Raw genomic sequence first — 26,268 nt, forward strand, 5'->3', positions numbered from 1 at the left:
TTTAATACCTGATAAGATTCAATACTATTTTTTTGCAGCTGACAACATACGCTCAATTTCTTTATGTGGTTGCGCACCTAGCATGCGCTTACCATCAGAAAATATTAAGGTCGGCGTACTAGTAACACCAATTTTTCTAGCAAGTTCTCCTACTTTCTCTAGCGGCACATCACAACTGCCAGCACTGCTTGGTAGTTGATCTCTTAATATCCAATCTTCCCAAGCTTTTACACGGTCTTTAGCGCACCAAATTAATTTTGATTTATTTGCAGCATCAGGATGCAACTGTTCGATTGGGTACAGAAATGTATAAATGGTAACGTCAGTAATATTGCTAAGCTCATTACGCTCTAACCTTTTGCAGTACGGGCAATCAACATCAGAGAAAACAACCAACTTACGACTACCATTACCCTTTACAACCTTGATTGCCTGATTCAACGGTAGGGTAGAGAAATCAATTTTAGTCAACTCTTCCAACCGCTCACCAGTGATATCTTTTTTAGTTTTTGGATCAACCAAACGCCCTTCTGCAATCAAAAATGACAATTTTTCATCTGTATAGATAATCTGCCCACCCATAAATACTTCATAAAGCCCAGCATAAGGCGTCTTTGTCACTTTCTCCACTTTAAACTTAGGGTAAGCAGCCTCAACCGCTTTTTTCACACTGGCTTCGTCCGCCACAGCAAACGTTGCAAAAGCGCTTAGCAATGCAATACTGACGATCTTTTTTAACATCTAATTTCCTTTAAGTAATAGTAGGGTAACGCTTCAAACAAATATAAAGAAACAGCTAAGCTAAGTAGATAGCTCATTAAAGTGAAATGGCATTTGCAATTAATATCTTTTTGATTGCCTGCTGGTTTGTCGCAGACAATCCCCAGTTCCTTACATGCTTAACTACAGAATGGGAGCTTTCAAACAAATGATATAGTCCATTTGTTAAAGAGACCATGTTTAGCAAGTCAACTTTTCTTATCCTAGCGTATTGTTTAAGTAAGGCTTTGTCGTTAATAGGCTGATAAGTGTGTTTACTCTCTAACAAATCAAGCAAATCAATCACATCTCTAAAACCTAAATTAACACCCTGACCAGCCATTGGATGAACACGATGAGCTGCATCACCTATCAATATAACTGATGAGGCAACGATCTGATTAGCTTGTTTGAGTATTAAGGGAAAGCTTGCAAGCTTACCTATGGGTGACATAGCACCTAAGCTGCTACCCCCTGACCGCATTACTTCATTGGCAAATACATCAAGAGGTAACTTCATGAGTGCCTCAGCATGTGCTGTAGGTGCGGACCACACAATTGATATCTTATTTTCTGGTAAGGGCAACCAAGCTAGTACGCCACCCCTACCCATTCCGTCATGAGTAAACCATTGCCTTGCTATGTGCTCATGTGGCTTTTCTGTTAAGAAATTTGCAACGATTGCTGTCTGCTCATAATCTTTATGTTGAACCCCAATATCAAGTTGCTGCCGTACCCATGAGTTAGCACCATCTGCGGCAAGCAACAAAGTACTTTCTATTGTTTGCTGATTATCCAAGGTCAACAAAGTTTGCTGTGGAGAGGATTTAATTGCTAAACACTCATGTCCCGTCAACATACGTACATCGCTAGCCTCTATCCATTGTAGAAGCGCGTCTTTTAGTAAGCGTTCCTCTACGATAAAACCTAAGTCATCAGCATTTACATTTTCGGCATGCAACGTTAATGGTTGCGATGTTGTATCGCCCCATATTTCCATCGCCTGCATCTCAGTGATACGGCTTTTATCCATCAGCGGCCAAATACCTAACTGACTTAGCCATTGCATATTGTTAGGACTAATTGCATAGATGCGCTGATCCCAATCATCGGCTGGATAACGCAAACGTTGCTGCGTTTGACTATCGACCAACACAACCTGATACCCAGCTTGAACCAAAGCAACGGTTGCAGCCAACCCCACAAGCCCTGCACCTACAATCGTTACATCTGTTTTTAATTGAGTAGCTGTCATTTACCAAAACTCATTTTACGTACCAAGTGACGCTTAACAGGCTTAACGATATCGAACAAGCCTAAGCCTGTGCTTCTTAATTTGGCGAAGCCTAAAATGTCATTGGAGAAAATATTGACAAGAAAATCTGTAAATAACAGACCATTTTTAGTGTCAGTTTTTCGGCTTGCACGATATGCAGCTAACATTTCTTTAGTGCCAATACCACCTGCTGCCGTATTCAATATTTGTTGCGCTAACACCTCTGCATCACGCAGACCTACATTAAAGCCTTGTCCTGCAACAGGGTGCATTGTTTGCGCAGCATTGCCAATCACGACAAGATGTGGAGTGCTCACCTCTTGCAGTTGCGACAACTTCAATGGAAAAGTCATACGTTTTTCTACGGTTAAGAAGCGTCCGACTCTATCTCCGAATTGGGTATGAAATTGAGTGAGAAACTCAGCATCACTTAAATCAAGCAGAGGAGATATTAACGCTTTCTTTCCTGTCCAAACCAATGAAAAATCTCGTTCACCATTAGGTAATAGCGCCATCGGGCCATCGGAGGTAAAGCGTTCATAGGCAACATTATGATGGGGCAACTCAGCACTAACCTTAGTAATGAGCGCATCGTGCCCGTACTCTTTAGTTTCACGTTTTAAACCAGCGGCTTCTTCCAAACTACGCCCACCATCTGCCAGTACTGCTAACTGGCTATTTAACTGAAAAACCTCAGATTGACGGTTATAGCGTATCGTGGCTTGATTTGCATCATAGGTAATCGCCTCAGCCTGCGCTTCATCAATGAACTTAACCATCGGGAAACGTTGCAATTCTGCATTTAGCACGGTACATAAAGCACCATAAGATAATACGTACCCAAGCGCCTCTTGCTGATAATCAGTCGCCTGCAAAACGCTACGGCCTAGGCTACCTTTTTGCGACACATGAATCGTGTTGATAGCGGTAGCATAGGTAGATAAAGACTGCCAAATACCTAGCTTTTCAAAAATCCGCCTAGTGCCATAAGACAATGCAAGCGCACGTGTATCTTGATTTGCTGCGCCTTGCTTACGCACTTCAAGCACAGTACTGGCAATATCATTCTTAGCCAACAGTAACGATAGCACTATACCAACTGGCCCACCGCCTACAATCACAATATGTTCTGATGTCGATATCATTCGTTAACCACGCATCAGCGCTTCAATATCAGCAATAGATTTTGGCGCATCTACCGTTAAAACTTCACATACACCATCTGTCACCAACACATCATCTTCTATGCGAATACCGATATTCCAAAAATGTTCTGGCACATTATCTGCTGGCCTAATGTAACAACCAGGCTCCACTGTGAGTGTCATACCTGCCTCTAACTTACGCCAATCGCCCGCTTTATCTTTATATTCGCCAGCATCATGCACATCTAAACCTAGCCAGTGCCCAGTTCGGTGCATATAGAACTGACGATAAGCGCCACTTTCCAATACAGCATCTTTACTACCTTGACACAGTTTCATGTCAATAAAGCCTTGCACCAAAACATCTAACGCAGCCTCATGCGGTGAGTTCCAATGATTTCTTACTGTGACTTGTACAATTGCCGCTGCTTGTGCAGCTAAGACTAAATCATATACATCTCTTTGCGCTGCACTAAACTTACCATTCACAGGAAAAGTGCGCGTTATGTCCGAAGCATATCCATCCAACTCACATCCAGCATCAATCAGCAACAGATCGCCATCTTTCAATACACCATTATTGGCGTTGTAGTGCAAAGTGCAGGCATTCGCCCCTCCTGCCACGATGCTGGTATAAGCTGGAGCCTGTGCGCCAGAGCGATAAAATTCATGGAGAAACTCTGCCTCCACCTCATACTCCATTTGACCCCCACGCACATACTGCATAGCGCGCGCATGAGCCCGCGAAGCAATGTTGGCAGACTGTCGCATCAGGTCTAATTCGTAGCTAGATTTATAAAGCCGCATCTCATCGACCAACTTACGCACATCTATGACGCCATCAGGGGCACTCACACCACTTCTGGCTTGCGCTTTCACTTGGTTTAACCAGCTTGTGACACGAACATCCCAAGCAACATCGGCGCCTAAGCTATAAAACAATTTAGGTTGATTTGCCAATAACTTAGGCATCAACTCATCTAAGGCATTAAAACTGTATGCCTGATCAAAACCAAACTCATGCTTTGCGGCATCAGGCCCATAGCGGAAACCATCCCAAATTTCGCGCTCAATATCTTTATCTCGACAGAAAAGGATACTTTTACTATCTTCTCCTGCAACTAATACCAACAAAGCCTCTGGCTCTTTAAAACCCGTTAGATAATAAAAGTAGCTATCAAACCGATATGGATAATGGCTATCACGGTTTCGAATCAGCTCTGGCGAGGTTGGTATAATAGCAATACCGTCACCCATCGCTTTTATCAGCTGATGACGGCGCGTTTTAAATTCGTTTAAATTAAACATGTTAGGTTAGTTTCTTTTCTTAGCTTTTAACTATGACCAAGGCTTTCAACTCAGACCAAGCAATTGCTGATTTAGTGCCATTAATCGCTCAGGTGTTCCAATATCGTGCCAAACACCTTTAAAATGTTCCGCTGTCGCTTTATTATCTGCAATCGCTTGTCTTAATATGGGCGCAAGTTTTGCGGGTTCTCCGCGCTTAATCTCAGCAAATAAGGCTGGGTGATAAACGCCAACACCAGAGAAAGTGAGCTTGCTGTCGCCTTCTAGCTTAATTATCTCATTTTCAAAGACAAAGTCGCCTTGACTATGCTGTGGGGGGTTATCAATCAACACTAGATGCATTAATTTACTTGGTGCCAATACAAGATGTTCAAACGGGATATCTGTAAACACATCTCCATTAATCACGAGAAATGGCTCACTACCCAACAGCTCAAGTGCATTAGCAATGCCGCCAGCAGTTTCTAATGCCACATGCTCTGGGGAGTATTGAATGTGCAAGCCCCATGTAGCACCATCGCCCAAGGCCGCCTCTATCTGGCTGCCTAGGTGTGCATGATTAATCACCACTTCTTTAAACCCAGCCTGAGCCAAGTGTTCTAAATGCCAGACAATCAAAGGCTTCTCACCTACGGGCAGCAACGGCTTAGGAGTGTGGTCAGTCAGTGGTCGCATCCGCTCTCCACGCCCTGCCGCCAATATCATCGCTTTCAAATTAGCACCTTTGGTCAAAAAACTGTTCTGTCATTATCTGGTTTTACTGCAGATGACTAACTAAAAGGTATAACCGACTTGTGGTGTTGTACCCTCAAAACTCTCTAATAAGCGCAGCATTGGTTTTAACTCAATATAGCGCTCGCACACCTTACGCAAATACGTCATGACAAGCGGCATATCTTTTAAATAACCATCTTTACCATCACGATGGTAAAGCCTTGCAAAAATACCCAGCACTTTAATATGGCGTTGCGCACCCATGTACTCGAAATCACGATAGAACTCACTAAAATCGTCAGGCACAGGAAGGTTTGCTTTTCGTGCCGCTTGCCAGTAGCGTACACACCAATCAATAATCTGCTCCTCTTCCCAGCCAATATAGGCATCCTTCAACAGAGACACTAGATCATAGGTAATCGGACCATATACTGCGTCCTGAAAATCCAACACTCCGGGATTGTCTGCACAAACCATCAAGTTGCGCGCATGGTAGTCCCGATGCACATATACCTTACCTTGAGCCAAAATGTTTTGATTCAGTATTTCAAACGTTTTATGTAGGACAGTTTGCCATTTTTCATCTAGCGTAACATTGAGGTGTTTACTGATATACCAATCTGAAAACAGTTGCATCTCACGCGTGAGTAGTGCGGCATCATAATCAGGTAGCACATCTGGCTTACTCGCTAACTGTAATTTAATCAGCGCCATATTGGCATCATGATATAAATTCGGTGCGCTTTCTTTACTTAACTGACTTAAATAAGTGATATCACCCAAATCACTCAGTAATAAAAAGCCATTTTCTAAATCTTGGGCAATCACTTTTGGCACATGCATGCCAGCTTCACCAAACAGCGCTGCGATTCTCACAAAAGGCTCACAATTTTCTTGTGGCGGTGGCGCATCCATTGCGATTAAAGTCTCTTCTACGCCATTATCTGAAACTAGATGCACTCTGAAATAACGCCTAAAGCTCGCATCGGCAGAAACCGTGCTTAGCCTGAATTCAGTATTATTTAATGTAGCTGCTAACCATTCACTTAACTGCTGTTGCCTAACATCTTGTTGACCGTTATTCACATCTATCTTTCTAAATATTGATATATCTTGAGACCATGTATCGTTAACACTTCTATCCAAGTATAATTTGCTTTTAATTACAGATTAATACTGAACAGTTTAAAGTTTCTTGTCTAAGTTTAGAGTACATATCTCAAGCTTAGCTAATTGCAAGGACAATTTTTTGATTGCCAAAAATTGCAATATATGAGATTTTAACATTGATAAAATAAAACAGTTTACCTATATACAGTGCTTCTAATTTCATCGTTAAACTCTATACATCGCCCTATGGTTTATTCATGCTAAAAAGTCGCTTTTTAGCTGCGATCTCCCCTATTGTATTTGCATACGCATTGCAATCGCACGCCAATGAAACTGCACTTCCAGAGGTTGCGCAATCAGAGAGCTTGCCTATTAATGAGCAAGAGGCTGGCGGCATCGTCATCGATGGCGACAAACTAGAACTTCATCTTGATAGAAAGATGAGAGCAATCGGCAATGCAGCCATCCATCAAGGTGATCAAAGTGCCTATGGCGATGTTATCGAATATAACGTACAAAACGATGAGTTACATGTAACAGGTAATGCCCGTATTGAGGTTGGCAATGCAAAAATAAGTGGTCCTGAGTTGCGTATGCGACTTTCAGAGAGCATAGGTGAAATGCGTGACGCTTCAATCATCATGCAAAAGCAACCCAGCGCATCTAATCAACTAGATGACACAACATCCACTTCACAAGTCGATAGCAAGCAAAATCAATATATTGAAAATCAAAGTCGAGCAAGTGCATTTTTAGATGACTCGACTGGGACCAATAACTTCAGTGGCAATCAACTCTCATCAAGACCATCGACTGTCCGCGGGAATGCCGAAGCTATCTATTTTGATGGTGAAGACAGAAAGCGCATGGTAGATGCGCGCTACACAACCTGCCCTGCTGGCACGGACGATTGGTACATCAAAGCAAGTGAAATAACGCTTAACGACTATACTAGTTCTGGCAGCGCTAAGAATGCATACATTGAGTTTAAAGGCGTACCTCTTATCTATACGCCATGGATAGACTTTTCGTTTAATAATCAACGCAAAAGCGGACTACTGGCCCCAACCATCGGGAGCACGAGTCGCAGTGGTTTTGAAGTATTAACACCATTCTACTGGAATATTGCACCCAACATGGACGCCACGCTCGCCGTGCGCGCATTGAGTAAACGCGGCGTGCAATTGCAAGGAGAATTCAGGTACTTAGAAGAAAACTTCTCTGGTACAAACAGTGTGGAGTATTTACCTACCGACAGCCTCAGTAATGAAACGCGTTATTTCGCAAACTTAAAACACCAACACCAACTGGGGAATGGATGGTCCGCTGGTTATAGCCTTGAAAAAGTATCAGACAACGAGTATTTCTCAGAACTTTCTACACGTATCGTCACGACCAGTCGCATTAACCTACCACAACAATTCAACGTTGATTACGCAGATGACACTTGGCGCTTCAATGCGATTGCCCAAAAGTTTCAAACCCTAGACAATTTATCGTATCCATATGAGCGCCTACCGCAAATGACATTGGTTGGTGACAAATATTACGGTGACGTTAACCTGAACTTATACAGCCAACTTGTAGCATTTGACAACAATCAAGACAGCTCGACCAGACCAACTGGTACTCGCGTGACGGTTTATCCAAGTGTTACTGTGCCATTTACCCAATCTTATGGTTACATCACGCCTAAATTCGGCATCCACCACACCAGCTATAATTTAGATAATTTGACTGCCAATCAAGACTCGCAACAAAGAACATTACCAATATTTAGTCTAGATAGTGGGTTATATTTCGATCGTGACTTCCATATTGCAAATCGCGCTTACTCACAAACCATTGAACCTCGTTTATTCTATGTTTACATTCCTGACCGCAATCAGTCTAAGATTCCAGTATTCGACAGCAGTTTGACCGATACAAACTTTTCCACATTATTTATGGAAAACCAATTTACTGGTAATGACCGCATCAACGATGCTAATCAGTTAAGCTTCGCGCTCACCACACGCTTTATTGAAAGCAGCAGCGGTACGGAACGTTTGTCAGCGTCAATTGGTCAACGTTATTACTTTTCGGATCAAGAAGTTGCACTAGACTACAACAATCTTTCATCATTTCGCAGAAGCAACAGCTCAGACGTGATTGCAGGCATTACTGGCCAACTAAAAAATAGCTGGAGAATTGACACATTCTGGCAATACAACACGGATGACTCATCCGCAGTTAGAACAACGATGACAGGCCGGTACAATCCTGAACCTGGAAAAACATTGAATTTAAGTTATAGCTATCGAAAAGACTTATTAGACCAATTCAACATTTCAAGCCAATGGCCACTAAGTAAAGGTTGGTACGGTATTGGTCGAGTCAACTACTCACTTCGTGAAAAAAGTATCATCGAAACGCTGGCTGGTTTAGAGTATGATGCAGGTTGCTGGCAAGCGCGTGGCGTAGTTCAGCGCGTCAGTACGGCAACTGCAGATGCAAACTATGCATTCTTTTTCCAACTTGAACTAGGCGGACTAGCTTCCATTGGCGCAAACCCATTATCAGTAATTAAGCGAAATATTCCAGGCTATGTTAGCTCCAGCTTCATTCCTGACAACCCACAACAATCATATTACGAGTAATTATGTTGCGTAACTTTATTAAAATTTCATTCTTGATTGCGTTAAGTTTTAACCAATACAGCGCACTAGCTGCTGATGTGGTGAAAATGGATCGAATCGTTGCAGTTGTTGACCAAACTGTCATTACCGAACAAGAGCTAGAAAGCCGCATTACCTCACTTAGCGCACAATTGCGCAAACAAGGTACCGAGCTCCCAGAAGAAAGTATTCTGCGTAAGCAAATCCTAGAGCGTTTGATTTCTGATGCGCTTCAATTGCAATACGCTGCACAAACTGGCATTAAGGTAGATGACATTCAGCTCGACAAAACGATTGAACGTATTGCTGAGCAGAACAAAATGACGATTCGTGAGTTTCACGACGCACTTAACCAAGACGGCATTAGCATCCGTAAATTTAGAGCAGATATCCGCAACGAAATCATCATTGCAAGACTGCGTGAGCGTGAAGTAGAAAGTCGAGTCAATGTCAGCGAATCAGAAATTGACAACTACTTAACAACGCAAGCTTCAAGCAATCAAAATCAGGATGAATATGATATCTCTCATATTCTTATTCGTGTACCAGAAGACGCCGCGCCAGAAGATGTACAAAAGGCGAAAACAAAAGTAGACGAAGCATTAGCAGCACTAGATGCTGGTACAAACTTTGCTAAAGTGTCTGCTAGCTTTTCAGACGCACCAAATGCATTAGAAGGCGGTAATATCGGTTGGAAATCAGGCTCGCAAGTGCCTACTTTATTTTTAGACGCCTTAAAAACGATGCAAAAAGGCGACGTTTCAACAGCATTACGCAGCCCTAATGGGTTTCACATTCTAAAAGTGAACGACAAGCGTGGCGGTAGCTCACCCCTCATTATTGAGCAAACACATGCGCGTCATATCCTGATCAAACTTTCTGAAATTATGTCTGAAAAAGATGCAAAACAGAAAATAGATGGCATTAAAGAGCGCCTCGATAACGGTGAAAAATTTGAAATACTGGCACGCCAATTTTCAGAAGATGGCACCGCATCGAATGGTGGCGACTTAGGCTGGGTCAACCCAGGTGATACCGTCCCACAGTTTGAAAAAGCGATGAATACACTTAAACAAGATGAAATCAGTGAACCGGTATTGAGCCCTTTTGGTTGGCATGTGATTCAAGTGATAGAACGTCGCAAACAAGATATGAGTAAAGAGGCTGCTCGTTTAAAAGCGCGTCAGGAAATTCGTACAAGAAAAGCAGATGAGGCTTATCAAGATTGGGTACGTGAACTTCGAGATCGTGCATTTGTAGAACTTAGGCTTGAAGATAAGTTTTAATAGTACTAATTAAATAGCACTAAACCAAAGTGACAAGACCATTACCACGTATTGCTGTAACTGCAGGCGAACCTGCTGGCATCGGTCCTGACCTGTGCGTTATGTTGGCACATCAACCGCTTGATGCGGAGTTAGTGGTGGTCGCTAACACAGAAATGCTACAGGCGCGCGCTAAATCACTTAATCTCACACTGAATACTGTGGCATATGATGCAAACATCAATCAAGCACACACAGGAAATGGATATCTAACTGTTTTAGATCAAGCAATCAATGCCCCTGTTGTCGCAGGCCAATTGAATACTAGCAACAGTGATTACGTACTAGAAACCTTAAAAAAAGCAACTTTAGGCTGCATTAAAGGTGAGTTTAATGCCATGGTCACTGCACCTGTTCATAAAGGCATTATTAACGATGCAGGTATCGCTTTCAGCGGCCATACTGAGTTCCTGGCAGAATTAACCAATACAGCACAAGTGGTGATGATGTTAGTCGCGGGCAACCAGTCAGACAGCATGCGCGTTGCGCTTGCCACCACGCATCTGGCGTTGAAAGATGTACCGCGGGCCATCACCAGAAAAAGCCTAGAAACGACTATTCGCATTTTGCATTATGATTTGGTCAATAAATTTGGCATTCAGAACCCGCGTATTTTAGTGGCCGGGCTCAATCCTCATGCTGGAGAAGACGGCTATCTAGGCCGTGAAGAAATAGAAGTGATTAACCCAGTGCTAACCAACCTGCGCGAAGAAGGAATGAACCTGATTGGCGCATTGCCAGCTGACACATTATTTGCAAAACACCATTTAAAAAATGCAGATGCCGTTTTAGCCATGTATCACGACCAAGGACTACCAGTGTTAAAACATGCAAGCTTTGGTGAGGGGGTTAACGTAACCTTAGGCTTACCGATTATTCGCACCTCAGTTGATCATGGCACAGCGTTAAACCTTGCTGGCACAGGCAATATTGAAATTGGCAGCTTGTTAGCAGCGATTCAATTAGCTATTCAACTTTCTAACAACAAGCCATTGCTTGGTTTGTAAACTTCCACAAGCACTTATCTATTATCGACTGACGCTATGAAACACATTGCAAAAAAACGCTTCGGACAAAACTTTCTGACTGACCAAGGTGTTATTTCTAGTTTGGTTGAAGCCATCTCGCCAAAGAAAGATGACCTGATGGTAGAGATTGGCCCGGGCTTAGGCGCATTAACCAAACCGTTGATGCAACAATTAGAAATGCTACATGTGGTGGAAGTAGACCGTGACATCATAACCTGGATGGAAAAAGCATATGCGCATAACAAAATCACCATCCATAACTCAGATGCACTTAAGTTTGATTTTTCTAGCCTAGGTAACGCAATTAGAGTGGTGGGCAATCTGCCTTATAACATTTCCACCCCCATCTTGTTTCATCTACTCGACAATGTCGCCGTAATCATCGATATGCACTTTATGCTACAAAAAGAAGTCGTAGAACGTATGGTTGCCACACCCTCTACCGCAGCTTATGGAAGACTCAGCGTGATGTTGCAATATCGCTTGCAAATGGAGTATTTATTCACCGTACCGCCCGAGGCTTTTGACCCTGCCCCTAAGGTTGAGTCAGCATTTGTCCGCTGTGTACCTCATGCATCTTTACCATATACGGCAAAAGATGAAACTTTATTTGCGCAAATAGTCACGGCTGCATTTGGTCAACGCAGAAAAACATTGCGTAACACGCTCAAAGGCTTATTAGATGACGAAGGATTTACGGCTGTAGGTATAGATTCTCAACTTCGTGCAGAGAATTTAAGTGTCGCAGCGTTTGTGAATATCAGTAACTACTTAAGCCAGAAAATTTAAGCGTTATATCATCAATTTCAACAGGAGATTGAGTCGATTAATCGTCTTAGCATCAATAATTTTAATTAACTAGTTTTAAGTAATGTTCACAGCGCACTCTGTGGTGAACGCTATTTTTAAGATAAAATCTACATTCAAATTTACCATTAAGGACTTCCAAACAATGCGAATCATTCTTTTAGGCGCTCCAGGTGCGGGCAAAGGCACACAAGCTACTCACTTACGTGAGAAATTCAATATCCCACAAATTTCTACTGGCGATATGCTACGTGCAGCAGTAAAAGCAGGTACGCCACTTGGTTTGGAAGCCAAAGCATTCATGGACAGCGGTGGCTTAGTGCCAGATGCTGTGATTATCGGTCTAGTCAGTGAGCGGATTAAAGAGGCTGACTGTGTGAATGGCTTTTTATTCGATGGTTTCCCACGCACCATTCCACAAGCAGAGGCGATGAAGAATGCAGGCGTAGGTATCGATTATGTCGTTGAAATTGACGTACCAGACGAAGCAATCATTGAACGCATGAGTGGTCGTCGTAGCCACCCAGCAAGCGGCCGGACTTACCACATTAAATTCAACCCGCCAAAAGTAGAGGGTAAAGATGATGTGACCGGTGAAGACCTAGTGCAACGTCCTGATGATGCAGCAGAAACTGTGAAAACACGTTTAGATGTTTATCACAGCCAAACCAAACCCTTAGTGAAGTACTACTCAGACTGGGCAAGCAGCGGCACCGCTGGCGCACCTAAACACATATTTGTGAACGGATTAGGTGATATGAACGTGATTCGTGACAATATTTTTGCAGCTTTAGTATAAAATCTAACTTAACAATCGTAATAAATGATTTTAAAATAGGTTAGTAAACTAGCGATAGGAGAGGTCTTTATGCTCAAGAAAACATTTGATGATGAAATGCTCGAACGCATTATTGAGGCCTCTCTTATCTACATGTGCGCATGCCCTGCACAAGTCGCAAAAGAACTGTTAGACATGCGACAACTTTATACTTATCAACAAAACTGCTTGAGTAACAATCCATTAAACACTAAGGTACATGAGCTAATTGCCGAGACAGTAAGCGACAATCATGAACGCATGGAGGCCACTTTAGATTCAATTCTCACACTTGAGAACTGGGATCGTGCAACCTTGGAGATGCCAGAAGGTTTAAGAAGGTTAAGAGATAAATTAATAGAGGAGTCTTAGCACTAACCCTGATATCTCCATGAAATCTAAAGATGAGAGGGTGTCCCGAATTTTGTGTAAACGTCGGTTGATTACTGCTGAGGCATCCTCTCTTCAAATTGAATAGTAAACCTATTTAAAGCAGGTTTCCAATCACGTAGTGGCATCGTCCATTTCTTGCTGATGTTTTGCAGCGCCAAGTAGAACAATTTCATCACAGCTTCATCATTTGGAAATGAACCACGGCTCTTCGTCACTTTACGTAAACTCATATTCACCGATTCAATCGCATTGGTGGTGTAGATGATTTTGCGTATTTCTGGTGGGTAATCAAAGAACGGTATGATACGCGCCCAGTTGCTGCGCCAGGATTGTGCAATCGGTGGGTAGGCATCATCCCATCTTACTTCAAACTCAGACAGATATTGTTCTGCTTCATCAATCGTTGACGCGGTATAAACGCGCTTTAAATCAGCAGCCACAAGCTTACGCTTCTGCCAGCCCACGTAATTCAAGCTGTTACGCACCATATGCACAATACACAATTGAACCGTTGCCTTGGGATAGACAGTTTCGATCGCCTCAGGAAAGCCCTTTAGACCATCCACACAGGCAATGAAAATGTCCTGTACCCCTCGATTCTTGAGTTCAGTCACAACACTTAGCCAGAACTTGGCACCTTCGGTCTGGGCGATCCACAACCCCAATACTTCTTTCTCTCCCTGAATGTTGATGCCGATGGCAAGATAGACTGCCTTAGACCTGACCGCACCGGTATCTCGTACTTTGGCATGGATGCAATCCAGATACACCACTGGGTAAATAGCATCCAATGGGCGAGACTGCCATTGCTTCACATCTTCAACCACAGCATCAGTGACCGATGAAATGAGCGTAGGTGACACTTCAGTGCCATACATTTCAGCCAAGTGGCCTTGAATCTCACGCACCGTCATGCCACGCGAGTACAGGGAGATGATCTTGTCATCAAAGCCTGTCCAGCGTGTTTGATGTTTAGGAATCAGTTGCGGTTCAAAACTGGCATCACGATCACGGGGAATCTCAATAGGCAATTCACCGAATTCACCCTTGAGCGTCTTACGGCTTTTACCGTTACGGGCATTGCCAGTGCCATTCATTACTGCTTCGTGTTTGTCATGGCCAAGGTGTTCAGCCATCTCAGCTTGCAGCGCACGTTCAACCAGTGCTTTGGTGAGTTGCTTGAGAAGACCATTCTCACCAATCAGGTCTTCTGGTTTTTTATAGTTAGCTAATAAGCTATCAATTAGATCATTGGGTAATACTTTTGGTATCGTCATTTTTATTCCATTCCTGAAAATAGCAGTTTCCTGCAAAATGACGTTTACACAAAATTATTTACACCCCCAAAGATGAAAACTTATTTAAATCTTTAGACTAGCCTTCATATTACTTTCCTAAGTAATTAGTTCACAACACCAAAGTTGACTAATTTACTGACAAACCTACATCCATCAATACTCTCTCTCAATGATGTGTGTTTTGACTCTTCGCTTATTCATACCCTACAAGGTATAATTCGATAATCTAAAAATTAACTCTTAAGCTACCTTCATGCAACAGCAATATCCTTTTAAAGACATTGAGCAATCAGCACAAGCCTATTGGGAAACCAATCAAACCTTTGCAGCAAGTGAACACTCGGACAAACCTAAATACTATTGTTTATCTATGTTCCCATACCCTAGTGGACGATTGCATATGGGGCATGTACGTAACTACACGATTGGTGATGTATTAAGCCGCTTCCATAAAATGAAAGGCTTCAATGTCATGCAGCCGATGGGCTGGGATGCATTTGGTCTGCCTGCTGAAAATGCAGCGATCAAAAACGAAACTGCTCCTGCTGCTTGGACCTATAGCAACATTGAGCACATGAAAGCTCAACTTAAACAATTAGGACTTGGTGTAGACTGGAATAGAGAGATTGCAACCTGCAAACCAGAATACTATAAATGGGAGCAATGGCTATTTACCGAGCTTTTCAAAAAAGGGCTTATCTATAAAAAAACCTCAACCGTCAACTGGGATCCAGTAGATGGTACGGTACTCGCTAATGAACAAGTGATTGATGGCAGAGGCTGGCGCAGTGGTGCTTTAGTAGAAAAACGCGATATTCCACAGTACTTTATGAAAATCACGGCGTATGCGGAAGAGTTGCTGACTGATTTAGATAAGCTTGAAGGTTGGCCTGAGCAAGTAAAAACCATGCAGCGCAACTGGATCGGTAAAAGCTATGGCTGCGAAGTGGAGTTTCCTATCGTAGGCCAAAACGGCAACCTTAAGGTGTATACCACACGCCCAGATACATTAATGGGCGCAACTTACGTAGCAGTTGCAGCAGAGCACGCACTAGCGACGCAAGCCGCTCAAAACAACCCTGTATTGGCTGACTTTATTGCCGAATGCAAACGTGGGAGTGTAGCTGAGGCTGACGTTGCGACAGCAGAGAAAAAAGGCATGGCCACAGGTCTATTTGTTACACACCCACTCAATGGTGAGCAATTGCCAGTATGGGTAGCTAACTATGTATTAGCTAGCTACGGTGAAGGTGCAGTGATGGCGGTGCCAGCACATGACGAACGTGATTTCGAATTTGCTGGTAAATATCATTTACCAGTGAAAGCGGTTATTAAACATAGCGAAACTGACGCATTGCCAATGACTGAGCATGGTATCTTATTTGACTCAAAAGAATTTGATGGCTTAGATTTTGATGGTGCAAGTGCTGCTATCGCCGCCGCCTTATCATCTAAAAACTTAGGTAAACGTCGCACACAGTACCGCTTGCGCGACTGGGGTGTTTCACGTCAACGTTATTGGGGTTGTCCAATCCCTATTGTTCACTGCAAAGACTGTGGCGAAGTCCCAGTCCCTGCTGAACAACTACCAGTGGTATTACCTGAAGACGTAGTGATGGATGGTGTTGGCTCGCCCATTAAAAAAGACCCAAGCTTTTATGAAACCACCTGCCCTACTTGCGGTGGTGAAGCAACTCGCGAAACCGATACATTAGATACATTCTTTGAATCATCATGGTACTTTGCACGTTACGCCAGCTTTGATAGCACAACATCCATGGCAGATGAACGTGCTAACTACTGGCTACCTGTTGACCAATATGTAGGCGGTATTGAGCATGCAATTTTGCATCTGTTATACGCACGCTTCTTTAACAAACTCATGCGTGATGTTGGGCTAATTAAAAACGATGAGCCATTTACCAACTTGCTTACACAAGGCATGGTACTTAAAGAAGGTACCAAAATGAGTAAATCTAAGGGCAACACGGTAGATCCACAAGAACTGATTGACACTTACGGTGCAGATACTGCACGTTTATTCATGATGTTTGCAGCACCTCCAGAGCAAAGCTTAGAGTGGGCAGACAGTGGGGTTCAAGGTGCGCATCGCTTTTTACGTAGGTTATGGCAAGCGACTTATGACCACGTTGCGCTCGGCACTATAGCAGCCTATACAACTGGTGACTTAAATGCGGAACTTAAAACATTAAGACGCCAACTACATCTAACTATTGAAAAAGTAGCTGATGACTACGGCCGCCGCCATAGTTTTAACACAGCGATTTCATCAGTAATGGAGCTAATGAACGCACTTGCAAAGGTCGAAGGTGTTGATGATACGTCGCGCCAAGTACGCCAAGAAGTGTTACAGAATGCAGCGTTGTTACTATCGCCTATTGTGCCACACATTTGTCAGGCGTTATGGGCAGAGCTATGTCCAAACAGCCACATTCTTGACGCTGGCTGGCCTGTTGCAGATTTATCTGCAACAGTACAAGACAGTATCGAGTATGTCATTCAAGTGAATGGAAAACTACGTGGCAGCATCAACGTTTCGAAGTCCGAAAGTAAAGACAATTTGGAAAAGCTGGCTTTAGAGCAACCTTGCGTGCAAAAATATATTGAAGAAAATATGAGTGTGCGTAAGGTAATTGTCGTACCAAATAAACTTATTAACGTCGTTGTGGGGTAAACCATGCAATACCTGAACTTAACATTTACACGTCATTTAAGTTGGGTTATTTTAGCCACCATGCTGATTTCAGCATGTGGCTTTCAATTGCGTGGCACTGCACCGTTATCATTCACAAAACTGCACCTTCAAGGCGCCGAACTGAGTATTAAAAAGGATTTAAAACGTGCACTTGAAGTAAATGGAGTCAAGGTCGTTGATCAAACTGAAGAGGCAGAGATGCTACTCGAACTCGTGAATGAAACAAGTGAAAAGCGCATTCTGTCTTTGAGTGGTGGCGGGTTGGTGCGTGAATTCGAGTTGTATTACTCCGTTAACTTTAGGACACGTGCGCAGAACAACCCGTTATGGGGAAGAACACAAACCATACAAATTCGCCGAGATTTCTCTTACAACGATAACGCGTTGCTAGGTAAAGCTGAAGAAGAAGCTGGACTGAATCAAGATATGCGTAAAGAGTCTGTTCGAGCTATATTACGTAGACTATCTGCTACCAATCCAGAGCAATAAGCATTCATAATGCGCCTAACTCAAGCCCAACTGGAGCCTCACTTAAAACAAGGCTTACAGCCAATTTACGTACTAGTTGGTGATGAGCCTTTAGCACAAAGAGAGTGTTTGGACGCTATTCGTGTTGCGGCAACAACACAGGGATTTGATGAGAGGACCAGCCTAATCGTTGAACGTAGCTTTAACTGGCAGCAGATTCAGAACTTTGGGCAGTCAATTTCACTTTTTTCAAGTCGTCGATTATTAGAGTTAAATATCCCCAATGGGAAGCCAGGAGTTGAAGGTGCTAAAGCGTTGCAGGCATTAGCAACCAAAACACTGCCTGATACCTCAGTCATTATCATTCTCCCTACGTTAGAGCGAGATGCAAAAAACAGCGCATGGTTTTCAGCATTGGAATCACATACGCAAGTGATTACACTCAGCGAGGTCGACGCTACCAACTTACCAAAATGGATTGCTAACCGTCTTGCACAACAAGGCCAGCATACTAGTATTCAAACATTAGAGTTTCTTGCACACCAGGTTGAAGGTAATCTACTCGCAGCTAATCAGGAAGTACAAAAACTAAGCCTGCTCTATCCCCAAGGTGAACTGTCAGATGAAGTCGTACGCGAAGCGGTACTTAACGTATCTCGTTATGACCCATTTCAACTGGGTGAAGCTGTACTCGCTGGTGATGCAGAGCGCACTGTCAGGATTTTGCAAGGGCTACAAGATGAAGGTGAAACTGCCGTTGCAGTGATGAATCCGCTTATGTGGGTGTTACGTCCATTAGTACGCATCAAACAAGCCGAAATGCGTGGCGCTAATCTTACTGCTGCGATGACTAATGCGCGCATTTATGGTGACAAACAAGCACTAGTAAAACGTGCGCTAACGCGCTTAAGTCTGCGTCAGTTAGATGCTGCACTACAAAAATTAGTGGACATTGATAAAATGGCTAAAGGCGTAATGCTGGGTGATGCGTGGCTAGAAATATCTAGGTTATGCTTCGGCTTGGCAAAAGTACGTAGCCGCTAGCTTAGCAAACACCCATTCATCTGACGCATATCATTTAACAATTATCAACTACACCTCATTTCCGTACCGCAAAAATGTTTTTTATTAGCCACAATAAAAAGTATAATTAATCATGAACATACAACAATACATGCAAAATGTTGGTGTAGAAGCACGCAAAGCCTCTCGCTTAATGGCAAGTGCCGACACTAACCAAAAAAATATCGCACTCAACGCAATTGCCGCTGCGATATTACGTGAAAAAGACACATTGCTCGCTGCAAACAAACTGGACTTAGATGCAGCGAAAGCTAATGGCTTAGAGCCTGCAATGTTAGATAGACTCACTATTACTGAAAAATCCATCAACGGGATGGCCGAAGGCTTGACGCAAATTGCAAGTTTAGCAGACCCGATTGGGGAAATGAGTAATTTTAAATATCGTCCAAGTGGTATTCAAATTGGTCAAATGCGCGTCCCATTAGGGGTGATCGGCATTATTTATGAGGCACGCCCTAACGTGACTGTTGATGCTGCTGGTCTATGCATCAAATCAGGTAATGCAGCCATTCTCCGTGGCGGCAGTGAAGCGATTCATTGCAATCAAGCATTGGCAAAGTTGGTGCATGAGGGCCTAGCGGCGGCAGGCTTGCCGACCACTGCAGTACAGATTGTGGAGACCACAGACCGTGCAGCGGTGGGTGAGTTAATTACCATGAAACAGTACGTGGATGTCATTGTGCCACGTGGTGGCAAAAGTTTGATTGAGCGTATCTCCAATGATGCACGTATTCCTGTGATTAAACATTTAGATGGCAATTGCCATGTATACGTTGATGACGATGCTGACTTTGATAAAGCATTGCGCATTCTCGAAAACAGTAAAACACAGCGTCTTGGCACTTGCAACACCACAGAATCATTGTTAATTGCTCGTTCAGTTGCAAAAGAAATGTTGCCAAAGCTAGCATCGATGTTGATATCACATGGGATTGAAATTCGTGGCTGTCCAGAAACATGTGCACTAGTCAGTGAAGCGAAGCCTGCTACGGAGCAAGATTACTATACCGAATATTTGGCAGCGATCATCTCATGCAAAGTGGTAGAGGGTTTAGATGAAGCGATTGCCCATATTAATCAACACTCTTCACAGCATACAGAAGCGATCGTCACTGAGAACTACACGAAAGCTCGTAGATTTTTACGGGAAGTGGACTCAAGCAGCGTGATGGTGAATGCTTCTACCCGTTTTGCCGATGGTTTTGAGTACGGTTTCGGCGCTGAGATTGGCATTTCAACAGATAAGCTGCATGCACGAGGTCCAGTTGGCTTGGAAGGCCTTACATCACTTAAATACATTGTGTTGGGTGATGGACACGTCCGCGCTTAGTACTCTAGAAATCATAGGGTGGGTTGTCACAGCGAGCCATCCTGATTTCACCTAGCATTTCACTTATGATTTAAAACCATCGATTTAATTCAAATGAAAACCATTGGTATTTTTGGCGGCACGTTCAACCCTATTCATTATGGGCACTTACGCATGGCGCAAGAGCTTGCAGTGGGTTTGAATATCGATTCAATACGCTTTATCCCTTCTGCAAACCCACCACATAAAAGCACACACAATATTAGCGCATCGCATCGCGCTGCGATGGTGGATTTGGCAATTGCCAACAACCCATTATTCCACTTAGATGATCAAGAGCTAAAAAGAACTGGTCACTCATACACCATCGACACACTGCAAAACTTACGTGATGAGTTGGGGCATGAAGTGAGCATTATATTATTGATGGGGAGCGACGCTTTTACACAATTTGACACTTGGCATCGCTGGCAAGAAATCATCATGCTATGCCATATTGCAATGGTGCAACGCCCTCAAGCGAGCAAAATAGAACCTAGCCGTAAACTATCGCCAGTCCTAGAAAATTTTCTGCACAACCATTACACAGAAACAACTGATGATTTGTACACTAGCCCTGCAGGTCATATCACGATGCGACAAATTACAGCGCTAGATATTTCATCAACTGCTATTCGTGATGCATTTCAGCACAGCAAGTCTGCACGCTACTTAATGCCAGATAGCGTGATTGATTACATTCAAACACATCAACTTTACAAATAACCAACTATTCAATGCATGATTATCAGCATAAAATACCTAATGCGTTGTCATACGCCCAACTGATAGCGAGCTTAATACGATGAAATACCATCTACAGAATATTGATCGAAAACTACCGCTTACTATTATGTTAGCGCTATCACTTATCGTCAGTGCATGCGGCATTAACCCTGTGACAAAAAAACGTGAATTTCAGTTTGTCTCCGAGGCACAGGAAATCTCGATTGGCACACAAAATTATTCGCCTACCCGCCAATCTCAGGGTGGTGATTATGTACTTGACCCAGAACTTACGGCATACATACAAAGTGTTGGTAATAAATTAGCGGCTGTGTCCGATCGTAAACTCCCTTATGAGTTTAATCTGCTAAATGATTCAGTACCCAATGCATGGGCAATGCCTGGCGGAAAAATTGCATTTAACCGCGGCCTTCTCTATGAGCTTAACAGTGAGGCAGAGTTAGCCGCCGTAATGGGCCATGAGCTAGTACATGCGGCCGCCCGACATGGCGCACAAGGTATGGAGCGTGGCGTATTATTACAAGGCGCGATGATTGCCGTTGGCATTGGCGCACAGAACACAGACTATGCGAACCTGATTGTGGGCGGTGCACAAACTGGTGCGCAATTGGTGAATAGCAAATATGGTCGTGATGCCGAAAGCGAATCAGATTTATACGGCATGCAATATATGAAAAAAGCAGGTTACGACCCATCTGCCGCCGTCACATTACAAGAGACATTTGTGCGATTAAGCGCTGACAGAAAAAGCAATTTCATCGAAGGTCTGTTTGCAAGCCACCCACCTTCACAAGCCCGTGTAGATGCAAATAAAGAAACGCTTAAACAAGTTGGCGCTGGTGGCGAGTGGGGTAAAGAAATTTATGCCAAGAAAACAGCTAAATTAAGAGCAACCCAAGGTGCTTACAAAGCTTATGACGATGCAGTCAAAGCCCTTAGTGAGAAGAATATCGATAAAGCAAAATCACTGATTAACCAAGCAATCGCAGGTGAGCCACGCGAGGCGCGTTTTCAGGAGCTGTTAGGTGACATTGCACTCACAGAAAAGAAACCACAAGAGGCATTAAAGCTGTATGCAAAAGCCATCAAGATGCAGCCCGATTACTTCAAACCACACATCCAAAGTGGTATCGCCTTATTCAATATGGGTAAAAAGACAGAGGCAGAGCCGTTTCTAAAACGCGCCAATGAGTTATTGCCAACGGCACCAGGGCACGCATTATTAGGCCAAATTGCGGAAGGCAAAGGCCAAACTGATGTTGCGTTGCAGCACTATCAAGTAGCTGCCAGTTCTAACTCAGATATCGGTAAAGATGCCATCGCCAGAGCAGTGAGATTAGATTTGCCACGCAACCCAGCCAAATACATTAAATCAGGCATACAAAGTGATAATTTAGGCAATTTATTTGCAGTCGTTCAAAATGATACGCCAGTAGCGCTGAGCCGAGTACAAGTGCGCGTCATTCAATATAACGAAAATGGACGCGCGATTGGGCAGAGTCAGCCACTATTTATTCATGGGGTTGCCCCAGGAAAACGCAATCAAGTTGCTATTGGGGAAAGAATTAGTGACCCCAAAGCCATCAATTTCTACAAAGCCATCGTTGAGAGTGCCAGCATCACAGAGTAATTTTTTCCTAGGGTAACTTTCTGAGAAAAGACTATTTGAGAAAAGATGATTTTACTTTGCGATAAAAGAATCGGCGTTGAAATTTACATCTTTTTGCCAAAGAACTACACTGATACATGGTGCGGCAATACGTTGCTGCAAACTCGCCAAGTTTTCTTCGAAAACAGGCATTTCAGCATCCACTTGATTAGCCACCCAGCCAGCCAATGTTAATCCGCGGGATTTAATTGCCTCTACCGTAAGCAAGGCATGGTTAATGCAGCCTAAGCGCATACCTACCACCAATATCATGGGAATATTCAGTGTGACCGCCAAGTCTGCTAAGGTCTCCTGCCTATTCAATGGCACAAGAAAACCACCAGCACCCTCTACGACCACCACCTCAGCTAATTGCGTTAACTCATGGTATGCCTGCTTAATCTTTTCACAATCAATAATCTCCTCTGCTTGCTCTGCGGCAATATGAGGGGCAATGGCTGGTGAAAAACGATAAGGATTAGTCAGATCTAGTGGGGCAACAACATTACTCGCTGTAGACAATGCAAGTACGTCATCATTCAATAAATCGCCATCAGGTGTCTGCATGCAGCCTGATGCTATCGGCTTCATGCCTATTGTTTGATAACCAGCTTTAGCAAAGTGCCTGACTAATGCACTGGCAACATAGGTCTTGCCGACATTGGTATCAGTGCCAATAATAAAATAAGATTGTTTCATGTTAATTAGTTAGGTAACGACACAAATAACATTAGTATTTCTTACGTGTAAAATTAATTGGGACGGCACCGTCTGGCAATACTTCTTTATCTTTTGCGCGCCATGCATGACCATACACCACTTCAAATGTCGCAGGCAATTTCCCATCTTGTCTAAACTGCTCGTACTCAGCCTCTAATTTCGTAAAGAAACCACGTCCCAACAATCCTCTGGCACGGCCATCCGTAGCATTATGTGCACCTATACTTTTGAGATCACGCATCACGCTCTTTACATCATCATAAGTCAGCGTGAATCGCTCAACATCCAATACGGGTGCGTTAAATCCAGCTCGAACCAACGCATCACCAATATCATGCATATCAATAAATCGGCTTACACTTGTATACTCACTACCACTGGCGGCACTAGTCGCCACTCTTAACTCACGTAACGTATCAGGGCCGAACGTGCTAAACATCAGTAAACCTTCTGGCTGCAATACTCGGTGAAACTGCTGTAAAGCCGTATCTAAATCATTACACCACTGTATCGCCAGATTTGACCATACCAAACTGACACTTGAGTTGGCCATGGGCAAAGCCTCGATATCCGCACAAACCAAGCTTTGTTTGGTGATTCCGACTAGAGACTTGAGTAAATGTAAGACACCAATACTCGAGTAAGTCTTACGGGCCTGTTGCAACATAGGGTATGCAAAATCAAGTGACACTACTTGTGATGCTGGGTATTTTCTTTGTAGCGCATGACTACCTAATCCAGTACCACAACCAGCATCCAAGATCACCTGCGGATTCAATTTAACCAAATCTAGGCGATTTAGCATTTCCTCACGCACTTGCTTTTGCAAAATGGCAGCTGCATCGTAAGTTTCAGCAGCACGGCCAAATGAAGCGCGCGCGCGCGCTTTGTCTATGCGATAAATATCGTCCGTCATGTTATTACTGCGCTTGGGGTTCTAAAAATTGGACAATCGCATCAATAAACTGCTCTTGATGTGATAAAAATGGCGCGTGAGATGCACCAGCCATCACACGTAAAAAACCTACAGGTAGCGTTTTCATCATCCAATGCGCCGCCTGAACAGGCGCCAAAGTATCACGATCTCCGTGTACTAATAACGTAGGTTTTCTTAAGTGTTCGATTTCTGCACGCAAATCTGTTTCTAACAATATATTCAGTGCACGATATAAGGTTTGCGATGTTGGCGTTGGACGCTCAGCAAATTTATTACGCAATAATTTAACGGTACTTCTTGCGTCATTCGACCCCATGCACTGCAAAGTTAAAAACTGCGTCATAGTTTTGTGATAATCTTCATTCACACTATCTGCAAAGTTACCAAACACGTCTGGCTCAATGCCAATATCCCAAGTGGATTTATATTCCACGCTTTCTTGATCAAAACTCTTATTCACAAAACAGGGCGTAGCGCCAACAAGTACTAATCTACGTACTAAGTCTGGATAATCTAGCGCTATGCGTATTGCAACTTGTGCTCCTAAAGACCAGCCGACCACGTCCGCATGTGCAGGCAAAACTTCTGCCACTTTTTCTGCGGTAGCATGTAAGTGAAACGGCTCTATTGGGCGGCTTAAACCCATGCCTGGCAAATCAATGATGTGTAGCGTGAATAGCTTGCTTAGTTTTTTGACCAAAGGCTGCCATACTGCGCCATTCATTCCCCATCCATGTAGCAATACAAGATTAGGGCCTGTGCCTATCACTTCAACATGCAGGTGATTAGCAATCATGCGGCGAGCTCACTTTCTGCCTGATGAATCGCTTCAACAAGTTTTTTCATATCATCCAGTGTATGTGCCGCCGATAGCGATATACGCAGCCTTGCAGTACCCACAGGCACGGTAGGCGGACGGATTGCTGGCACTAAAATGCCACAAGTTTGTAAATACTCACTTAACGCCAAAGCCTCCTTATTACCGCCTACTACCAAGGGCTGAATAGGCGTATCGGAATCCATTAACTGCCATTGATTGAGCTTAAGGTTATTTTTCAAATAGGCGATTGAGCGATTGAGATTTGCACGCAAATCATCACCCTGCTCAATCAACTTAACAGAAGCTGAAAGCGTGGCTGACAAAGCTGGCGGTGCAGGTGTGGAATACACATAACTCTTGGCTTTTTGAATCAGATAATCAATCACGACTTGCTCACCCGCCACAAAAGCACCCGCAACACCGGCAGCTTTTCCTAAAGTTGCCATCATGATAATACGTGGCGATTTAACTTTAAAGTGATTTAATGACCCTTTACCATGTTCACCTAACACGCCAAAACCATGGGCATCATCTAAATACAGATAAGCGTCATATTTCTCGCAAAGTGCCAGAAACTCGGGAATAGGCGCAATATCGCCGTCCATGCTAAACACTGCATCAGCAGCAATCAACTTATGATTAGCGGTACTCGCCTGTAACAACTTTTCTAGCGCAGCCACATCATTGTGCGGATAGCGTTGAAACTCTGCATGTGAGAAATAAGCACCGTCATTTAAACACGCATGATTTAACTTATCTGCGAAGATTGCATCGCCTCGGCCTGTCAGTGCGCCAAGCACGCCGATATTTGCCATGTATCCGGTAGAAAATAGCAGAGCGGCAGGCAACTCAACAAATGCTGCAAGCTGTTTTTCTAAAGCATCATGATAGCGATGATGCCCCGTGATCAAATTAGAGGCACCACTCCCAACGCCAGATTCTCCAGCGGCCTTTTGCATCGCTGCGATTAATTCGGGCCGGTTCGCCAAGCCTAGGTAGTCGTTACTACAAAAAGAAAGATACGGTTGCTCATTTGCAACAATATGTTCAGCCTGTGGCGAATCTAACAAACGACGTTGGCGCAACAAACCATCGGTTTTGCGCTGGTCGAGTTCACGTTGTAAAGAAGCTAACATTCTGTGTA

At 43.5% G+C, this 26,268-nt stretch carries 23 protein-coding genes; 12 read left to right on the forward strand and 11 right to left on the reverse strand.

Annotation, left to right across the window (positions count from 1 at the left end; genetic code table 11):
• Positions 1-24 precede the first annotated feature (24 nt).
• The 6 genes from A391_RS0111415 to A391_RS0111440 form a co-directional block, all read right to left on the reverse strand.
• On the reverse strand, positions 25-741 hold the full coding sequence (locus A391_RS0111415) for a DsbC family protein (RefSeq protein WP_019899459.1): 717 nt from the start codon (positions 739-741) through the stop codon (positions 25-27).
• A gap of 76 nt (positions 742-817) precedes the next feature.
• Complete coding sequence (locus tag A391_RS0111420; RefSeq protein ID WP_019899460.1) at positions 818-2,014, reverse strand: FAD-dependent monooxygenase; 1,197 nt, start codon at positions 2,012-2,014, stop codon at positions 818-820.
• On the reverse strand, positions 2,011-3,180 hold the full coding sequence (locus A391_RS0111425) for an FAD-dependent monooxygenase (protein ID WP_019899461.1): 1,170 nt from the start codon (positions 3,178-3,180) through the stop codon (positions 2,011-2,013). The genes A391_RS0111420 and A391_RS0111425 overlap by 4 nt, the downstream gene beginning before the upstream one ends.
• A gap of 3 nt (positions 3,181-3,183) precedes the next feature.
• On the reverse strand, positions 3,184-4,488 hold the full coding sequence (locus A391_RS0111430) for an aminopeptidase P N-terminal domain-containing protein (protein WP_019899462.1): 1,305 nt from the start codon (positions 4,486-4,488) through the stop codon (positions 3,184-3,186).
• Positions 4,489-4,533: 45 nt separating this feature from the next.
• Positions 4,534-5,193 carry an N-acetylmuramate alpha-1-phosphate uridylyltransferase MurU gene (murU, locus tag A391_RS0111435; RefSeq protein WP_198291955.1) on the reverse strand — a complete coding sequence of 220 codons (660 nt, stop codon included), beginning with the start codon at positions 5,191-5,193 and terminating at the stop codon, positions 4,534-4,536.
• Positions 5,194-5,262: 69 nt separating this feature from the next.
• Positions 5,263-6,288, reverse strand: a complete 1,026-nt coding sequence (locus A391_RS0111440; RefSeq protein WP_019899464.1) for an aminoglycoside phosphotransferase family protein — start codon at positions 6,286-6,288, stop codon at positions 5,263-5,265.
• 281 nt (positions 6,289-6,569) lie between these two features.
• Between A391_RS0111440 and A391_RS0111450 the strand changes: the two genes are divergently transcribed.
• The 6 genes from A391_RS0111450 to A391_RS0111475 all read left to right on the forward strand — a co-directional run bounded on the left by A391_RS0111450 (position 6,570) and on the right by A391_RS0111475 (position 13,318).
• Positions 6,570-8,951: an LPS-assembly protein LptD gene (locus A391_RS0111450; RefSeq protein WP_019899466.1), complete on the forward strand. Its 2,382-nt coding sequence runs from the start codon at positions 6,570-6,572 to the stop codon at positions 8,949-8,951.
• Between the two features lie 2 nt (positions 8,952-8,953).
• Positions 8,954-10,255, forward strand: a complete 1,302-nt coding sequence (locus A391_RS0111455) for a peptidylprolyl isomerase (RefSeq protein WP_019899467.1) — start codon at positions 8,954-8,956, stop codon at positions 10,253-10,255.
• A gap of 29 nt (positions 10,256-10,284) precedes the next feature.
• Entirely contained in the window at positions 10,285-11,301 is a 1,017-nt protein-coding gene (gene pdxA / locus A391_RS0111460) for a 4-hydroxythreonine-4-phosphate dehydrogenase PdxA (protein WP_019899468.1), read from the forward strand.
• A gap of 36 nt (positions 11,302-11,337) precedes the next feature.
• Complete coding sequence (gene rsmA, locus A391_RS0111465) at positions 11,338-12,111, forward strand: 16S rRNA (adenine(1518)-N(6)/adenine(1519)-N(6))-dimethyltransferase RsmA (RefSeq protein WP_019899470.1); 774 nt, start codon at positions 11,338-11,340, stop codon at positions 12,109-12,111.
• A gap of 163 nt (positions 12,112-12,274) precedes the next feature.
• On the forward strand, positions 12,275-12,928 hold the full coding sequence (adk, locus tag A391_RS0111470; RefSeq protein ID WP_029144149.1) for an adenylate kinase: 654 nt from the start codon (positions 12,275-12,277) through the stop codon (positions 12,926-12,928).
• A 69-nt stretch (positions 12,929-12,997) separates the two neighbouring features.
• On the forward strand, positions 12,998-13,318 hold the full coding sequence (locus tag A391_RS0111475; RefSeq protein ID WP_019899473.1) for a hypothetical protein: 321 nt from the start codon (positions 12,998-13,000) through the stop codon (positions 13,316-13,318).
• A gap of 71 nt (positions 13,319-13,389) precedes the next feature.
• On the opposite strand, the gene A391_RS0111480 is transcribed toward A391_RS0111475, so the two are convergent.
• A complete protein-coding gene (locus A391_RS0111480) occupies positions 13,390-14,616 on the reverse strand; it encodes an IS256 family transposase (protein ID WP_019897592.1) in 1,227 nt (408 codons plus the stop codon).
• A 274-nt stretch (positions 14,617-14,890) separates the two neighbouring features.
• Here A391_RS0111480 and leuS point away from each other — a divergent pair, with 274 nt between their 5' ends.
• From leuS to A391_RS0111510, 6 genes are all read left to right on the forward strand, one after another.
• Positions 14,891-17,332: a leucine--tRNA ligase gene (leuS, locus tag A391_RS0111485; protein WP_019899474.1), complete on the forward strand. Its 2,442-nt coding sequence runs from the start codon at positions 14,891-14,893 to the stop codon at positions 17,330-17,332.
• Positions 17,333-17,335: 3 nt separating this feature from the next.
• Positions 17,336-17,842, forward strand: a complete 507-nt coding sequence (gene lptE / locus A391_RS0111490) for an LPS assembly lipoprotein LptE (protein WP_019899476.1) — start codon at positions 17,336-17,338, stop codon at positions 17,840-17,842.
• Positions 17,843-17,851: 9 nt separating this feature from the next.
• The gene (holA, locus tag A391_RS0111495) at positions 17,852-18,865 is read left to right on the forward strand and encodes a DNA polymerase III subunit delta (RefSeq protein ID WP_019899477.1); all 1,014 of its coding nucleotides are present in this window, start codon (positions 17,852-17,854) and stop codon (positions 18,863-18,865) included.
• 112 nt (positions 18,866-18,977) lie between these two features.
• Positions 18,978-20,234, forward strand: a complete 1,257-nt coding sequence (locus A391_RS0111500; RefSeq protein ID WP_019899478.1) for a glutamate-5-semialdehyde dehydrogenase — start codon at positions 18,978-18,980, stop codon at positions 20,232-20,234.
• Between the two features lie 93 nt (positions 20,235-20,327).
• Positions 20,328-20,978, forward strand: coding sequence for a nicotinate-nucleotide adenylyltransferase (gene nadD / locus A391_RS0111505; protein ID WP_019899479.1), 651 nt, complete (start codon positions 20,328-20,330; stop codon positions 20,976-20,978).
• A 79-nt stretch (positions 20,979-21,057) separates the two neighbouring features.
• A complete protein-coding gene (locus A391_RS0111510) occupies positions 21,058-22,629 on the forward strand; it encodes a M48 family metalloprotease (protein ID WP_019899480.1) in 1,572 nt (523 codons plus the stop codon).
• Between the two features lie 51 nt (positions 22,630-22,680).
• Here A391_RS0111510 and bioD read toward each other — a convergent pair whose 3' ends face one another.
• The 4 genes from bioD to bioF are packed head-to-tail and all read right to left on the reverse strand — an operon-like array spanning position 22,681 to position 26,260.
• Positions 22,681-23,346 carry a dethiobiotin synthase gene (gene bioD / locus A391_RS0111515; RefSeq protein ID WP_019899481.1) on the reverse strand — a complete coding sequence of 222 codons (666 nt, stop codon included), beginning with the start codon at positions 23,344-23,346 and terminating at the stop codon, positions 22,681-22,683.
• Positions 23,347-23,377: 31 nt separating this feature from the next.
• On the reverse strand, positions 23,378-24,283 hold the full coding sequence (bioC, locus tag A391_RS0111520) for a malonyl-ACP O-methyltransferase BioC (protein ID WP_019899482.1): 906 nt from the start codon (positions 24,281-24,283) through the stop codon (positions 23,378-23,380).
• A gap of 4 nt (positions 24,284-24,287) precedes the next feature.
• The gene (gene bioH, locus A391_RS0111525; protein WP_019899483.1) at positions 24,288-25,100 is read right to left on the reverse strand and encodes a pimeloyl-ACP methyl ester esterase BioH; all 813 of its coding nucleotides are present in this window, start codon (positions 25,098-25,100) and stop codon (positions 24,288-24,290) included.
• Positions 25,097-26,260, reverse strand: coding sequence for an 8-amino-7-oxononanoate synthase (gene bioF / locus A391_RS0111530; RefSeq protein WP_019899484.1), 1,164 nt, complete (start codon positions 26,258-26,260; stop codon positions 25,097-25,099). Before bioF ends, bioH begins: the two co-directional genes overlap by 4 nt.
• Positions 26,261-26,268: the final 8 nt, after the last annotated feature.

It is taken from the genome of Methylotenera mobilis 13 (genome assembly GCF_000384255.1).
Lineage (GTDB): Bacteria > Pseudomonadota > Gammaproteobacteria > Burkholderiales > Methylophilaceae > Methylotenera > Methylotenera mobilis_B.

What these genes read in the sequence shown, in the direction of transcription:
- bioD (WP_019899481.1), bottom strand. Translation starts at nt 23,346, where the DNA reads ATGAAACAATCTTATTTTATTATTGGCACTGATACCAATGTCGGCAAG.
- bioF (WP_019899484.1), bottom strand. Translation starts at nt 26,260, where the DNA reads ATGTTAGCTTCTTTACAACGTGAACTCGACCAGCGCAAAACCGATGGT.
- A391_RS0111415 (WP_019899459.1), bottom strand. Translation starts at nt 741, where the DNA reads ATGTTAAAAAAGATCGTCAGTATTGCATTGCTAAGCGCTTTTGCAACG.
- holA (WP_019899477.1), top strand. Translation starts at nt 17,852, where the DNA reads ATGCGCCTAACTCAAGCCCAACTGGAGCCTCACTTAAAACAAGGCTTA.
- leuS (WP_019899474.1), top strand. Translation starts at nt 14,891, where the DNA reads ATGCAACAGCAATATCCTTTTAAAGACATTGAGCAATCAGCACAAGCC.
- A391_RS0111500 (WP_019899478.1), top strand. Translation starts at nt 18,978, where the DNA reads ATGAACATACAACAATACATGCAAAATGTTGGTGTAGAAGCACGCAAA.
- murU (WP_198291955.1), bottom strand. Translation starts at nt 5,193, where the DNA reads ATGATATTGGCGGCAGGGCGTGGAGAGCGGATGCGACCACTGACTGAC.
- A391_RS0111455 (WP_019899467.1), top strand. Translation starts at nt 8,954, where the DNA reads ATGTTGCGTAACTTTATTAAAATTTCATTCTTGATTGCGTTAAGTTTT.
- A391_RS0111480 (WP_019897592.1), bottom strand. Translation starts at nt 14,616, where the DNA reads ATGACGATACCAAAAGTATTACCCAATGATCTAATTGATAGCTTATTA.
- A391_RS0111425 (WP_019899461.1), bottom strand. Translation starts at nt 3,180, where the DNA reads ATGATATCGACATCAGAACATATTGTGATTGTAGGCGGTGGGCCAGTT.
- lptE (WP_019899476.1), top strand. Translation starts at nt 17,336, where the DNA reads ATGCAATACCTGAACTTAACATTTACACGTCATTTAAGTTGGGTTATT.
- rsmA (WP_019899470.1), top strand. Translation starts at nt 11,338, where the DNA reads ATGAAACACATTGCAAAAAAACGCTTCGGACAAAACTTTCTGACTGAC.
- A391_RS0111450 (WP_019899466.1), top strand. Translation starts at nt 6,570, where the DNA reads ATGCTAAAAAGTCGCTTTTTAGCTGCGATCTCCCCTATTGTATTTGCA.
- A391_RS0111475 (WP_019899473.1), top strand. Translation starts at nt 12,998, where the DNA reads ATGCTCAAGAAAACATTTGATGATGAAATGCTCGAACGCATTATTGAG.
- bioC (WP_019899482.1), bottom strand. Translation starts at nt 24,283, where the DNA reads ATGACGGACGATATTTATCGCATAGACAAAGCGCGCGCGCGCGCTTCA.
- A391_RS0111510 (WP_019899480.1), top strand. Translation starts at nt 21,058, where the DNA reads ATGAAATACCATCTACAGAATATTGATCGAAAACTACCGCTTACTATT.
- A391_RS0111430 (WP_019899462.1), bottom strand. Translation starts at nt 4,488, where the DNA reads ATGTTTAATTTAAACGAATTTAAAACGCGCCGTCATCAGCTGATAAAA.
- nadD (WP_019899479.1), top strand. Translation starts at nt 20,328, where the DNA reads ATGAAAACCATTGGTATTTTTGGCGGCACGTTCAACCCTATTCATTAT.
- bioH (WP_019899483.1), bottom strand. Translation starts at nt 25,100, where the DNA reads ATGATTGCTAATCACCTGCATGTTGAAGTGATAGGCACAGGCCCTAAT.
- adk (WP_029144149.1), top strand. Translation starts at nt 12,275, where the DNA reads ATGCGAATCATTCTTTTAGGCGCTCCAGGTGCGGGCAAAGGCACACAA.
- A391_RS0111420 (WP_019899460.1), bottom strand. Translation starts at nt 2,014, where the DNA reads ATGACAGCTACTCAATTAAAAACAGATGTAACGATTGTAGGTGCAGGG.